Raw genomic sequence first — 13,442 nt, 5'->3', positions numbered from 1 at the left:
GTTTTGATCGAAAACCAACGGGGCACGGTCTGAAAAGTAGACAGACAAAAATAGCCCTGCAAATAGACCGGCGATTATACGCACAAGTCACCTGGGAGACCGCGATGCTGGAAACCGAGCGCTACGAATGTCCGTATTGTGGTGAAGAGGCCGAAGCCGTACTGGACTTGTCCGGCGGTGATCAGCAATACATCGAGGACTGCCCGGTGTGTTGCCGGCCGATCCGTTTCACGCTGCAAACCGACGGTCACGAATGGATGCTCGAAGTTCACAGCGAAAACGAATGAAGGGGCGCGCCATGCAGCGAATCTACGAGCCGGAAAACCTGATGGAAGGTGAATTGCTGCAAAGCATGCTCGCCAGCGAAGGCATCAAGGCGCATCTGGTGGGGCGTGATTTGCTCGGTGGCACTGGCGAATTACCGATCTTCGGCCTGCTGGGCCTGGCGGTGGACAACGATCAGGCCGAATACGCCCGGGAGCTGATCACCGCGTACAATGCCGCGCTGCCGCTGTCCGATGACACACCCGAGAGCTTCCCCGGCACGCTGGTCTGTTAGGCTGACGTTCGTTTGATCAAGAGTCGTGTTGCCCCATGTGTGGACGTTATGCCCTGTTTCGCTGGAACCCCGCCTTCGCGGCCCTGCCTGGCTTCCCCGCCGACCAGCAGGCCCAGTGGAATATTTCCCCCAACGATTCGGTGTTGATGCTGCGTGCAGGTGCAGAGGGCCAGCGCGAACTGGCCCGCGCCCGCTGGGGGCTGACGCCGCCGTGGCTCACTGACCTGTCCCGTACTCCTGCTCATGCCAGGGCCGAAACCGTTGCCGAGCAGCCGATGTTTCGCCAGGCCCTGCGCGAGCGGCGTTGCCTGCTGCCGGCCAATGGCTTTTATGAATGGCGCGGTACCACACGCAAACGTCCGTACTGGCTGACGCCGGGGGAGGGCTCGTCGCTGTTCTTTGCGGCCATCTGGGAAGCGTATCCGGTGCAGGAGCAGGTGTGGCTGAGCACGGCGGTGATCACGCAGCCGGCGGCGAGTCAGCGTCGACCGTTGATTCTGGATGAAGCGGGGCAGGCGGCCTGGCTTGATCCCGAGACGCCGTTGCATGTGTTGCAGGGATTGCTGGCCAGTGAACCCGCCGCGTTGCGCGAGCGAGTGCTGGCCAATCTGGTGAATGACCCCAAGCTCAATGGGCCGGAGTGTCTTACTCCCGGTTGAGTGTTCCGGCCCCTTCGCGAGCCTGCTCGCGAAGGGGCCTTCGAATCAAACCTTGAACTGATTGATCAACCGCCGCTGCTGTTCCGCCAATTTGGTCAGGTCCGCACTGGCCGCACTCGATTCATCCGCCCCGCCGGCCACTTCATTGGCCACTTGCCCGATGTTGATCACGTTACGGTTGATGTCGTCGGCCACCGCGCTCTGTTCCTCGGCGGCGCTGGCGATCTGGGTGTTCATGTCGTTGATCACCGACACTGCCTTGGTGATGGTCTCCAGTGCCTCGGCCGCCTTGGCTGCATGTTGCACGCTTTCGTCGGTACGGTTCTGGCTGTCTTCCATCACCCGCACCACGTCGCGGGTGCCTTGTTGCAGTTGCTGGATCATGGCCTGGATTTCTTCAGTCGCCTTCTGGGTTTTCTGCGCCAGATTGCGAACTTCATCGGCCACTACCGCAAACCCGCGACCCTGCTCACCGGCCCGTGCCGCTTCGATGGCCGCGTTCAGGGCCAACAGATTGGTCTGCTCGGCAATGCCGCGAATAGCGGTCAGGATGGCGTTGATGTTCTCGCTGTCTTTCGCCAGGGCCTGCACCACGCTTACCGCCTTGCCGATTTCCAGCGCCAGCACGCCAATCGAGTTCGAGGTGTCGCGCACAATCTGCATGCCTTGCGCCGCTGCCTGATCGGCATGGCTGGCCGCCTGCGCCGCCGACGTTGCGTTGCGCGCCACGTCCTGGGCGGTGGCGGTCATTTCATGCACCGCCGTGGCCACCTGATCGATCTCGGCCATTTGTTTGTGAACGCCGATGTTGGTGCGAATGGCGATGTCGGCGGTGTGTTCCGAAGAATCGCTGACGCTCTGCACCGACGTCACCACCTGGGTAATCATCGCCTGCAACTTGGCCAGGAACGTGTTGAAGCCTTTGGCAATCGAGCCCAGTTCGTCGGCGCGGTCGCTGGTCAGTCGGCGGGTCAGATCGCCTTCGCCCTGGGCGATGTCGTCGAGCATCGCCACCATTTGCTTGAGCGGACGGGCAATGCCGTGACCGACCAGCCAGATCACCAGCAAGCCGATACCGGCGATCAACAAGCCGACCATGGCCATGCCGAAGGTGTCGGATTTGCGCTGCTTGTCGAGGTCGCCCTGGAGTTTTTGCAGGTCGGCCATCACCGCGTTAAGCGGCAGTTGCAGCATCAGTGTCCAGCGCGCATCGGTCTGACCGATGCCGAACGGCAGGTACAACTCGATACGGTCGTTGGCCTTGTCGACGGTATAAGTGACTTCGCCGCGCTTGATGTTGGCCATGTTGGCGATTTGCTGGCTGTCGAGAATGTCGCTGACCTTCTCGCCGAATTTGCTCGGGTCTTTGGTGTAGGCGACGATCCGGCCGTTACTGCCGACCAGCGCCATGACGCCAGCGCCGCCGTACAGTTTCTGGTTGGCGCCCAGCAGCATGTCCTGGATGAAGTTCACCGACAGGTCGGCGCCGACGATGCCCTGAAAGGCGCCGTTGAGCATGATCGGTTCAATAAAGGAGGCGAGCATGACGATCTTGTCGCCGACCTTGTAGGGTGCGGGATCGATCACGCAGGATTTTTTGTTTTCCTTGGAGCACAGGTAGTACTCGCTGGCGCGCACGCCGGTGGACAGGACTTTCTGGTCATCGACGTCTGCGAGCTTGTCCAGGCCCAGGCTGCCGTCTTCGTTACGGAACCACCATGGCAGGAAGCGCCCGTTGCTGGCGTCGATGCCGACGACTTTGCTGTCCACGTAGGTCGCATCGTTGTGGTCCAGTGCGTTTTTTTCCCAGCCGATGTAGGTGCCGAGAATTTTCGGGTTGCGGGCGACGTTTTCCTTGATCAGGTTGATCAATTGCTCACGGCTGAGGCTCAACTGCGGTTGGCCGTCGGCCCCCGGCGTGCCGATCAGTTCGTTGACCCGCACCAGACCGCCAGCGATCAACAACGGCGCTTCGAGCTCGCGCTGGATCTGGCTGACCTGGGTTTGTGCCAGGGATGTCAGGCGTTGTTCGATGACTTGCTCGAATTGCGCCTGGGTGCGTTCCTGGACCATCTCTTGCGTCCGCGCCCCGGAGAACAACGCGTACAGCACCAGCGCCGCGACGACGCTAAGAACGATGGCACCGGCAAGGGCTGCCACGGAAAACTGGATCGACTTGAATTTCATGGATGCTCCGCACGCAAGAGGACGTCTGCAGTGCTGTATCGGCCGGTGGCTGGGTCGCCATGAGCGCAGTGGAGCGAATTGACTGTTTTTGACTGGCCTGTGTCGCAAATGGATCAGGGGGGGAGCCTGCCCATGCCTTGACTGAGCATTGAAGGCAGCGAATTTCTGAGGGTTATGCGCCGAGGCTGAGGGGCCCTTCGCGAGCAGGCTCGCTCCCACACGGGATCTCCATTGCTCACAGATTGTGTGCACCAAAGATCTGATGTGGGAGCGAGCCTGCGCGCGAAGAACGATAACGCGGTCTATCGACCTACCGCGTCAAACCCACCCGCTGGTCTGCATCGCCTTGTACACCGCAACAATCGCCAGCACAAAGAACGCCGCAGCCGCCAGACGACGGATCAACGTCAGTGGCAGTTTGTCGGCGGCAAAGTTGCCGGCCAGCACCACCGGTACGTTGGCAATCAGCATGCCGGCAGTCGTGCCGATAATCACCAGCCACAGTTCCGGGTATTGCGCCGCGAGCATCACCGTGGCGACCTGGGTCTTGTCACCCATCTCGGCCAGGAAAAAGGCGATCAGCGTGGTCAGGAACGGCCCGAATTTGCGCGCGGTGCTGGCTTCGTCGTCGTCCATCTTGTCCGGCACCAGCGTCCACAAGGCGGTGGCAGTGAAGCTGGCGGCGAGGATCCAGTGCAGTGCCGCATCCGACACCAGGCTGCCGAACCAGGCGCCTACCGCGCCGGCTGCCGCATGGTTGGCCAGGGTCGCGACGACGATACCGGCGATAATTGGCCAGGGTTTGCGAAAGCGCGCGGCGAGAATGAGGGCGAGCAGTTGCGTCTTGTCGCCGATTTCGGCCAAGGCAACGATAGCGGTGGGAACGAGTAGAGAATCCAGCATCAGGGTTTTCCTAAGGGGCGGGTCGACACGGCTATGACACGTACAGCCTCCCCGCCCCGGGTAAGGTGTTCGTGTCATAGGTCTTGTCAAACCCAGCGATCCATCTGTGTGGACGCTTGGGCCGCATACGCCATGGTCTGAGGACCAAGTATGTTGACGTATGCCGGACGAGCATGGCGCTCGTGGGAGACTACTCCCCTAGGACGGAGCGGATTCTGCCTAGGCAAATCGGATAGAGCAAGCCTCTTTTTTAAAAGAGGTTTCAGCCGCGTTTGGCCCGGTAAATCCTGAAACCCTGTCCTTCGGCCTTGATCGCACAGACTCCCAGATGCTCCTCGATCAACGGTTGATATTTCAGGAAGCTGTTCGCCACCAGGCGCAGTTCGCCGCCGTTTTTCAGATGTTTCGCCGCTTTTCGCAGCAAATTCTCGGTGGCAAAATAATCGGTGTGAACCCCGACATGGAACGGTGGATTGCTCAGAATCGCGCTCAGACCCATAGGCGCCGCATCGATCCCGTCACCGGTGATCACATCCGCTTCCAGACCGTTGGCCGCCAATGTCAGGCGGCTGCTGGCGGCGGCAAACGCGTCGACGTCGAGCAAGGTCACCTGATTGTGCGGGTAACGACGTTTGACCGCCGCGCCCAGCACACCGGCACCACACCCGAAGTCCAGCAAGTGGCCGCTTGGCAATTTGTCCAGGTGCTCCAGCAGCAAGGCGCTGCCGCGATCCAGGCGTCCGTGGCTGAAGACGCCCGGCAGGCTGATGACTTTCAACGGTCCTTCGGCCAATGGCAATTCATAAGTCTGCGCCAGGCTTTCCAGGGATTTGGCTTGTGGCGCTTCAGCCACAGTGACCTGCCACAACTGGCAATGCCGGGCGCTGTCGAGCTTGCGCGGTTTGCCGAACGGGGTCAGTTGCTTGGCGGCGCCTTCGATGCCGCTGCGTTTTTCCCCGACCAGATACACTTCGCGGCCCGCCAGGCGCGAGGCAACGGCGTTGAGGATGTAGTCGGTGAGGTCCTTGGATTTGGGCAGGAACACCACGGCGGTATCGAATTCACGCTCGGGCACGTTGACGCCAAAGTGGCTGCGCTCGGCGAAACGCGCATCCAGCGCCGCTTGATCGCCGGCATGCCAGCACCAGCCATGGGCATCGGGCAGACGACCGAGCAGATCATCGGCGGGCAACCCGGCCAGCAATACCGAACCCTGAAACAACTCGGGCTGACGAAGCAGTACTTCACTGCGCGGATCCATACTCTGCTCCTTGAAAAAAAGTGCCGCAGTTTATCAACTGACGACCCGCAGCGCTGTACCGCTGAAGAACGCCTGGGCGTTTTCGCTCAATTGACCCACGATCCGCTGCCGTGCTTCGCGACTGCCCCAGGCGTTGTGCGGTGTGACGATCAACCGTGGAATATCATCGGCCAGCAAGGGATTGCCGGCGGTCGGCGGCTCGACGCTCAGCACGTCAGTGGCAGCGCCGCCCAGATGGCCGTTGCGCAAGGCGTCGGCCAAAGCCTGTTCATCAATCAAACCGCCACGAGCGGTGTTGACCACGAAGGCGCCGGGTTTCATCGAGGCCAGTTGCTGTGCACCAATGAAATGACGGGTGTGTTCATTGAGCGGGCAGTGCAGGGTCAGGGCGTCGATTTGTGGCAGCAGCTCATCGAGTGGCAAGCGATCCGGCCGGGCAGGGCGGCCCGGAATCTGCCCCAGCAGCACGCGCATGCCGAATGCCTCGGCCAGCCGCGCCACCGCACCGCCCAGTTCGCCGTGACCCAGCAGGCCGAGGGTTTTGCCTTCCAGCTCAACAATCGGGTAGTCCAGCAGACAGAATTGTCTGGCCTGCTGCCAGCGACCTTCGCCGACGGCTTTCTGATAATCGGCCAGGCGCGTGGCCAGATTCAGCAGCAGCATGATCGTGTGCTGGGCCACCGACGGCGTGCCATAACCCTGGCAGTTGCAGACCGTGATCCCGTGGGCGCGGGCGGCGGCCAGGTCGACGTTGTTGGTGCCGGTGGCGGTGATCAGGATCAGTTTCAATTCAGGGCTGGCGGCCATGGCGGCGGCATCGATCAGAATCTTGTTGCTGATGGCGACGGTGGCGCCCTTGAGGTGGTCGATCACTTGGTCCGGCGTGGTCTGGGCAAACAGTTGCAGGTCGCTGAAGCATTCGCGCAACGGCGTGAGGTCGAGGTCGCCCAGGTCCAGGGACGGATGGTCGAGGAAAACGGCGCGGCGAGTGTTCGTCATCAACTGTACCTTTTGTGCAATGAACTGAAGGCGTAATCTGCCGAGCCTACCAGATGAAACAAATGGTTACGCATCAAGCAAGGCTGACGCATAAACCAGTGGCGAGGGAGCTTGCTCCCGCTCGGCTGCGAAGCGGTCGTAAACCGGATGAATCGGTCTGACCGACAAGATGCGGTTGCCTGAATTGGGGCCGCTTCGCGGCCAGCGGGAGCAAGCTCCCTCGCCACAGAGACTGAGTTCGCTTCAGAATTATTTATTCACCAAGCCACCCCAGAGGAGCCTCCATGTACTGGACAGAATTTTTGACCGTTGCGCTGATTCACCTGCTCGCCGTGGCCAGCCCCGGCCCGGACTTTGCGGTCGTGGTGCGTGAGAGCGTGACCCACGGTCGTCGCGCCGGGACGTGGACGGCGCTGGGTGTCGGCACGGCGATTTTCCTGCACGTCGGTTATTCGCTGCTGGGCATCGGTCTAATCGTGTCGCAGTCGATCGTGCTGTTCAATGCCTTGAAATGGGCCGCCGCTGCTTACCTGCTGTACATCGGCTTCAAGGCCTTGCGCGCGCAGCCGGCGAAACCGGTCGCCGACGATTTGCACAAGGAAGTGGGCGAGCGCACTGCTCGCGGCGCGTTCACCTCGGGCTTCGTCACCAACGGCCTGAACCCGAAAGCCACGCTGTTTTTCCTGTCGCTGTTCACCGTGGTGATCAATCCGCACACGCCGCTGGCAGTGCAGGCCGGTTACGGGATTTACCTGGCGGTTGCCACCGCTGGCTGGTTCTGCCTGGTGGCGATGCTGTTCAGCCAGCAGCGCGTTCGGTCCGGTTTTGCTCGCATGGGCCACTGGTTCGACCGCACCATGGGGGCTGTGCTGATCGCCATCGGCGTGAAACTCGCGTTCACCGAGATGCATTGATAAAACACCGCCCTGCCGGACGGCGCAAACCCGCAGGGGCTGCCGCAGGCTGCGATCTTTTGAGGGATTGCCATTGCGGCGCGACGAAATTGGCAACCCTCGCACCACGAACATGCAGGCCGCCCCCAGCGCAATCACCGCCCAGCCGTCCACATACGCCAGGCCGAATGCCAGCGCGACAACGATTCCGCTGATTTCATTCGTCGAACCGCGCCAAGGTTTTGTAGGGCTTTACCTGATATTGGCGGGGTTTGCGGCGTTGACCTTCGTGGCAGCACTGGTTTTCCCACGGACACCGTCCGAGACTGCTGTAGGACAGATCGCCTGATCATGGAGGAAAACAGGAAAATGCTGGCGCAAAGCTAGCATTTGTACGGCTCTGCAAATCATTCCTTTGACTGATTTGGCTAGGGTATAAGGGCTCTAGAGTGCTTACCTCTACAGCCAACACCGTGCAGTCAGAAAAGGGATTCTTATGTTGCAGACTCGCGTTATTCCGCCCGCCGAAGGCGCCTACCAGTATCCGCTGCTGATTAAACGACTGCTGATGTCCGGCGCTCGTTACGAAAAAACCCGCGAGATCATCTACCGCGACCAGTTGCGCTACAGCTATCCGACCTTGATCGAGCGTGTCGCGCGGCTGGCCAACGTACTGACGGCGGCCGGGGTCAAGGCGGGCGATACCGTGGCGGTGATGGACTGGGACAGCCATCGCTACCTGGAATGCATGTTTGCCATCCCGATGATCGGCGCGGTGATTCACACCATTAACGTGCGCCTGTCGCCGGAACAGATTCTCTACACCATGAACCACGCCGAGGACCGCTTCGTGCTGGTCAACAGCGAGTTCGTGGGCCTTTATCAAGCGATTGCCGGGCACCTGACCACCGTCGAGAAAACCCTGCTGCTGACCGATCTGCCGGACAAGACCGCTGATCTGCCGAATCTGGTCGGCGAGTATGAGCAACTGCTGGCCGCCGCGAGCCCGCAGTACGACTTCCAGGACTTCGACGAAAACTCCGTCGCCACCACGTTCTACACCACCGGCACCACCGGCAACCCCAAAGGCGTGTACTTCACCCACCGCCAACTGGTGCTGCACACCATGGGCGTGGCGACGATCATGGGCTCCATCGATAGCGTGCGGCTGCTGGGCACCAACGATGTCTATATGCCGATCACGCCGATGTTCCATGTGCACGCGTGGGGCCTGCCGTATGTGGCGACGATGCTCGGGCTCAAACAGGTTTACCCCGGTCGCTACGACCCGGAATTCCTGGTGGAGTTGTGGCGCAAGGAGAAGGTCACCTTTTCTCACTGTGTACCGACCATCCTGCAAATGCTGCTCAACGCCAAGGCGGCTCAGGGCACCGACTTTGGCGGCTGGAAAATCGTCATTGGCGGCAGTGCGCTGAACCGCACGCTCTACGAAACGGCCAAGGCCAGGGGCATCCAGCTGACCGCCGCCTACGGCATGTCGGAAACCGGGCCGCTGGTGTCTTGCGCGCACCTCAATGACGAGTTGATGGCCGGCACCGAAGACGAACGCACCACTTACAGGATCAAGGCCGGTGTGCCGGGACCTTTGGTAGAGGCGGCGATTGTCGATGGCGAGGGCAACTTCCTGCCCGCCGATGGCGAGACCCAGGGCGAGCTGGTACTGCGTGCACCGTGGCTCACCGAAGGCTATTTCAACGAACCACTCAAAGGCGCCGAGCTCTGGGCTGGCGGCTGGTTGCACACCGGCGACGTGGCGACGCTCGACAGCATGGGCGTGATCGACATCCGTGACCGGATCAAGGACGTGATCAAGACCGGCGGCGAGTGGATCTCGTCCCTGGACCTGGAAGACCTGATCAGCAGGCACGTCGCGGTACGCGAAGTAGCAGTGGTAGGCATCGCCGATCCGCAGTGGGGCGAGCGCCCGTTTGCCTTGCTGGTGATCCGCGAGGGCTATGAGATCGGGGCCAGGGAGCTGAAGGAACACCTCAAGCCGTTCGTCGAATTGGGGCACCTGAGCAAGTGGGCGATCCCGAGCCAGATCGCCCTTGTTACGGAAATTCCCAAGACCAGCGTCGGCAAACTCGACAAGAAGCGTATCCGCCTCGACATCACCGAATGGCAGGCCAACAACAGCACCTTCCTCTCGACGCTTTAAGCGCTCCCCGATGTTCACTGGCGTGCCCGGCAGGACACGCCAGCCCCACCAAGCAAGCGCTTGGCTTGTGAAATTCGAATTTTCAGCCATCCTTGCCGTGCCGACATGTGTCGGACTGGCGAAAGGACTGTTCCAGAGTGGCCGGCAGCTGCAAATCACACTTTAGAGGGATCAAGTCGTACTACCTGCTGGCTATAGTCCGTCAAGGATTTTTAAGAACGGGGCAAACGCACAAAACGGGGCGATGCAACTTTGGAGTGAATTCGGGACGCCTTGGCTTCCGGTCACCCTCAGCGTTTTTAAAAGTGCTCAATGCCATAACAATAATGCACATGGAGTAGCGTCGATGACATCAGTAAACAAGTTCTGGCGCCGGGCAAAACTGCCTCTGGCAGTCAGTCTCGCCTCTACGCTCGCCGGGCCTGCATTCGGCGTCAGTTTCAACATCGGTGAAATAGAAGGTCAGTTCGATTCTTCGCTCTCCCTGGGCATGAGTATTTCGACCCAGCAGCCGAACAAGGACCTCATTGGCGTCAACAACGGTGGCAAGGGCCTGTCCCAGACCTCCGATGACGGTCACTTGAACTTCAAGAGCGGGGAAGCCTTCTCGAAGATCTTCAAGGGTATCCATGACCTTGAGTTGAAATACGGCGACACCGGTGTCTTCGTACGGGGCAAATACTGGTACGACTTCGCGCTGCAGAACCAGGACCTGGACTTCAAGAACGTCAGCAACGATCACCGCGATGAAGCCGCCAAGTCTTCGGGTGGCCAGATCCTCGACGCCTTCGTTTACCACAACTACTCCATTGCCGATGAGCCGGGTTCGGTGCGTCTGGGCAAGCAGGTGGTGAACTGGGGCGAGAGTACTTTCATCGGCGGCGGCATCAACTCGATCAACCCCATCGACGTATCTGCATTCCGCCGTCCGGGTGCCGAGATCAAGGAAGGCCTGATCCCGGTCAACATGTTCTACGTGTCCCAAAGCCTGACCGAAAACCTGTCCGCCGAGGGCTTCTATCAGCTTGACTGGCAAAAGACCGTGACCGACAACTGCGGCACGTTCTTCTCGCAGCCGGACATTGTGACCACCGGTTGCGACGATAACCTGCGGGTACTGAACAAGCAGTCGACGATTCCAGCCGTGGCGCTCGGCCCATTGGCCGCTGCCAATGTCGACGTCAACGACGAAGGCGTCCTGGTACGCCGGGCCCCTAACCGCAACGCACGAGACAGCGGGCAGTGGGGTGTTTCCGCCAAGTACATGTTCGATCCGCTGGCCACCGAATTCGGTGCCTACTTCATGAACTACCACAGCCGTGCGCCGATCTTCAGTGCCACGGGCGCGCCACAGTCGGTCTATAACGGCGTCAAGGCGCTCCCAGGCCCGTTCCAGGCGCTGGGGCCTTTGGTGGTGGCGGGTAACTCCGAGTATTTCATCGAATATCCTGAAGACATTCGCCTGTACGGCCTGAGCTTCTCCACCACCCTGCCTACCGGTACGGCGTGGAGCGGTGAGGTCAGCTACCGGCCGAACGCGCCGGTGCAGTTGAACTCCACCGATATCCTGTTCGCCGGTGTGCGCCCGTTGGGCGGTGCGCTGACCAACGCCTCGATCCTCAGCGGCGTTCCGGGTCAGGACCTGCACGGCTATAACCGCAAGGAAATCACCCAGCTCCAGACCACCCTAACGCACTTCTTCGATCAGGTCATGGGCGCCAACCGTCTGACCCTGGTCGGTGAGGTCGGTGTGACCCACGTCGGCGGCCTGGAAAGCAAGTCCGACGCTCGTTACGGTCGCGACCCGGTCTTCGGCCCGGGCGAGCTGCCTTCCACCGGCGGCCTTAACACCTGCTCGCAAATCCTCAACGCGTCCACCATCGCAGGTGCCGGGGCGGGTGCATCAACCAGTAACCAAAGCAGCAACTGCAACAACGACGGTTTCACCACAGCCACTTCCTGGGGTTATCGCGGTCGTGCCATCTGGGATTACAGCGACGTCTTTGCCGGCGTGAACCTGAAGCCGAACGTGGCCTGGTCCCATGACGTCAAGGGTTACTCCCCAGGTCCTGGCGGTAACTTCGAAGAAGGTCGCAAGGCAATCAGCCTTGGGCTTGATGCCGAGTATCAGAACACCTACACAGCGAGCCTGAACTACACCAACTTCTTTGGTGGTAGCTACAGCACGGTGGATGATCGCGATTTCGTTGCCCTCAGCGTTGGCGTGAACTTCTAAGCACAGTTTTTTCAGGACGAACACACATATGAAAATAACAAAGAGTCTGTTCCACGCCGGTGTTCTGGGGCTTTCGCTGCTGGCCAGTGGTGTCATGGCGGCGGTCCCTGCTGCCGAAGCCGACAAGCTGGGCAAAAGCCTGACGCCGATGGGGGCCGAAATGGCGGGTAACGCCGACGGCTCGATCCCGGCCTGGAAACCGCTGGCAAAAAATGCCGGCACAGTCGACAGTCGAGGCTTCCTGTCCGATCCGTACGGCAGCGAAAAGCCGCTGTTCACCATCACGGCACAAAACGTCGAGCAATATAAGGACAAGCTTGCTCCGGGCCAGTACGCAATGTTCAAGCGCTACCCGGACACCTTCAAGATGCCGGTCTACCCGTCCCATCGCGGTTCCACCGTGCCGGATGACGTGTTCGCCGCCATCAGGAGAAATGCCACGACGACCAATCTGGTCGCCGGTGGCAACGGTCTGGAAAACTTCGAAACCGCTGTACCGTTCCCGATTCCGAAAAGCGGTCTGGAAGTCATCTGGAACCACATCACCCGCTATCGCGGTGGCAGCGTGACCCGTCTTGTGACTCAGGCGACACCACAGACGAACGGCTCGTTCAGCCTGGTGTATTTCCAGGACCAGTTCGTGTTCCGCGACAAGATGAAGGACTACGACCCGAAAAATCCGGGCAATATCCTGTTTTACTTCAAACAGAAAGTGACCGCGCCGGCCCGTCTGGCAGGTACTGTGTTGCTGGTGCACGAAACGCTCGACCAGGTGAAGGAGCCACGCAAGGCCTGGGTTTACGCCACTGGCCAGCGCCGTGTGCGTCAGGCACCGCAAGTGTCCTATGATGGTCCGGGAACCGCAGCGGATGGCCTGCGTACATCCGACAACCTGGACATGTACAACGGTGCGCCGGATCGCTATGACTGGAAACTCGAAGGCAAGAAAGAGATGTACATTGCCTCCGACAGCTACAAGATCGACTCGCCGAACCTCAAGTACACCGACATCATCAAGGCCGGCCATATCAACCAGGACCTGACTCGTTACGAGTTGCGTCGCGTCTGGCATGTGGTGGCGACTTTGAAGGAAGGCCAGCGTCACATCTACGCCAAGCGTGACTTCTTCATCGACGAAGATACCTGGCAAGCAGCGGTCATCGACCACTACGACGGTCGCGGTCAGTTGTGGCGTGTGGCAGAGGCGCATGCCGAGGACTACTACGACAAGCAAGTGCCGTGGTACGCGCTGGAAGTGCTGTACGACCTGCAATCGGGCCGCTACCTGGCACTGGGCATGAAGAACGAAGAGAAACAGGCCTATGACTTCGGCTTTTCTGCCACCAAAAGCGAATTCCAGCCGGGCAACCTGGGTCAGGATGGCATTCGCTAAGCTGTAACCAGAGGCCGCATCCTCAAAAAACGCCCCGACTGGTTCGGGGCGTTTTTTTTGTGCGGCTTGAGATATTCGGTGGTTCTGATGGCCTCTTCGCGAGCAGGCTCGCTCGCACATTTGACCGTATTCGTATGGAGGAACGCTTTCTCCTGTGGGAGCGGGCTTGCTCG

11 protein-coding genes, 1 pseudogene and 1 riboswitch are annotated in these 13,442 nt (G+C 60.3%); of the genes and pseudogenes, 8 read left to right on the top strand and 4 right to left on the bottom strand.

From position 1 onward, the window contains the following. Positions 1-104: 104 nt before the first annotated feature. Genes POF45_RS10850 through POF45_RS10840 form a run of 3 tightly spaced genes read left to right on the top strand, consistent with a single transcriptional unit; the run spans position 105 to position 1,218 of the window. A complete protein-coding gene (locus POF45_RS10850) occupies positions 105-287 on the top strand; it encodes a CPXCG motif-containing cysteine-rich protein (protein WP_259496562.1) in 183 nt (60 codons plus the stop codon). Between the two features lie 11 nt (positions 288-298). Then, the gene (locus POF45_RS10845; RefSeq protein WP_259496561.1) at positions 299-559 is read left to right on the top strand and encodes a putative signal transducing protein; all 261 of its coding nucleotides are present in this window, start codon (positions 299-301) and stop codon (positions 557-559) included. Positions 560-594: 35 nt separating this feature from the next. Then, on the top strand, positions 595-1,218 hold the full coding sequence (locus tag POF45_RS10840; protein ID WP_259496558.1) for an SOS response-associated peptidase: 624 nt from the start codon (positions 595-597) through the stop codon (positions 1,216-1,218). 45 nt (positions 1,219-1,263) lie between these two features. Here the strand turns inward: POF45_RS10840 and POF45_RS10835 are convergent, their stop codons facing one another. The 4 genes from POF45_RS10835 to POF45_RS10820 form a co-directional block, all read right to left on the bottom strand. Next, positions 1,264-3,405, bottom strand: a complete 2,142-nt coding sequence (locus POF45_RS10835; RefSeq protein ID WP_282315662.1) for a methyl-accepting chemotaxis protein — start codon at positions 3,403-3,405, stop codon at positions 1,264-1,266. A 318-nt stretch (positions 3,406-3,723) separates the two neighbouring features. Then, complete coding sequence (locus tag POF45_RS10830) at positions 3,724-4,308, bottom strand: TMEM165/GDT1 family protein (RefSeq protein ID WP_259496555.1); 585 nt, start codon at positions 4,306-4,308, stop codon at positions 3,724-3,726. 88 nt (positions 4,309-4,396) lie between these two features. Next, positions 4,397-4,520, bottom strand: a riboswitch (yybP-ykoY riboswitch). Between the two features lie 50 nt (positions 4,521-4,570). Further along, positions 4,571-5,569, bottom strand: a complete 999-nt coding sequence (locus POF45_RS10825; RefSeq protein ID WP_282315661.1) for a methyltransferase — start codon at positions 5,567-5,569, stop codon at positions 4,571-4,573. Between the two features lie 33 nt (positions 5,570-5,602). Continuing rightward, complete coding sequence (locus tag POF45_RS10820) at positions 5,603-6,568, bottom strand: 2-hydroxyacid dehydrogenase (RefSeq protein ID WP_259496553.1); 966 nt, start codon at positions 6,566-6,568, stop codon at positions 5,603-5,605. Between the two features lie 284 nt (positions 6,569-6,852). Here POF45_RS10820 and POF45_RS10815 point away from each other — a divergent pair, with 284 nt between their 5' ends. The 5 genes and pseudogenes from POF45_RS10815 (at position 6,853) to POF45_RS10795 (ending at position 13,269) form a co-directional block, all read left to right on the top strand. Then, the gene (locus POF45_RS10815) at positions 6,853-7,482 is read left to right on the top strand and encodes a LysE family translocator (protein ID WP_259496552.1); all 630 of its coding nucleotides are present in this window, start codon (positions 6,853-6,855) and stop codon (positions 7,480-7,482) included. Positions 7,483-7,651: 169 nt separating this feature from the next. Then, positions 7,652-7,810: pseudogene (locus POF45_RS10810) on the top strand (MFS transporter); the annotation flags it as partial. A gap of 147 nt (positions 7,811-7,957) precedes the next feature. After that, positions 7,958-9,640 (top strand): fatty acid--CoA ligase, encoded by a 1,683-nt coding sequence (locus POF45_RS10805; protein WP_282315660.1) that lies wholly within the window; start codon positions 7,958-7,960, stop codon positions 9,638-9,640. 346 nt (positions 9,641-9,986) lie between these two features. Further along, on the top strand, positions 9,987-11,876 hold the full coding sequence (locus tag POF45_RS10800) for a DUF1302 domain-containing protein (protein ID WP_259496549.1): 1,890 nt from the start codon (positions 9,987-9,989) through the stop codon (positions 11,874-11,876). Positions 11,877-11,904: 28 nt separating this feature from the next. Continuing rightward, positions 11,905-13,269, top strand: coding sequence for a DUF1329 domain-containing protein (locus POF45_RS10795; protein ID WP_259496548.1), 1,365 nt, complete (start codon positions 11,905-11,907; stop codon positions 13,267-13,269). Positions 13,270-13,442: the final 173 nt, after the last annotated feature.

The sequence above is a fragment of the Pseudomonas fungipugnans genome (genome assembly GCF_029955235.1).
GTDB classification, from domain to species: domain Bacteria; phylum Pseudomonadota; class Gammaproteobacteria; order Pseudomonadales; family Pseudomonadaceae; genus Aquipseudomonas; species Aquipseudomonas fungipugnans.
Note: the sequence above shows the minus strand (reverse complement) of the source record. Positions and strands in the feature narration are given on the sequence as shown.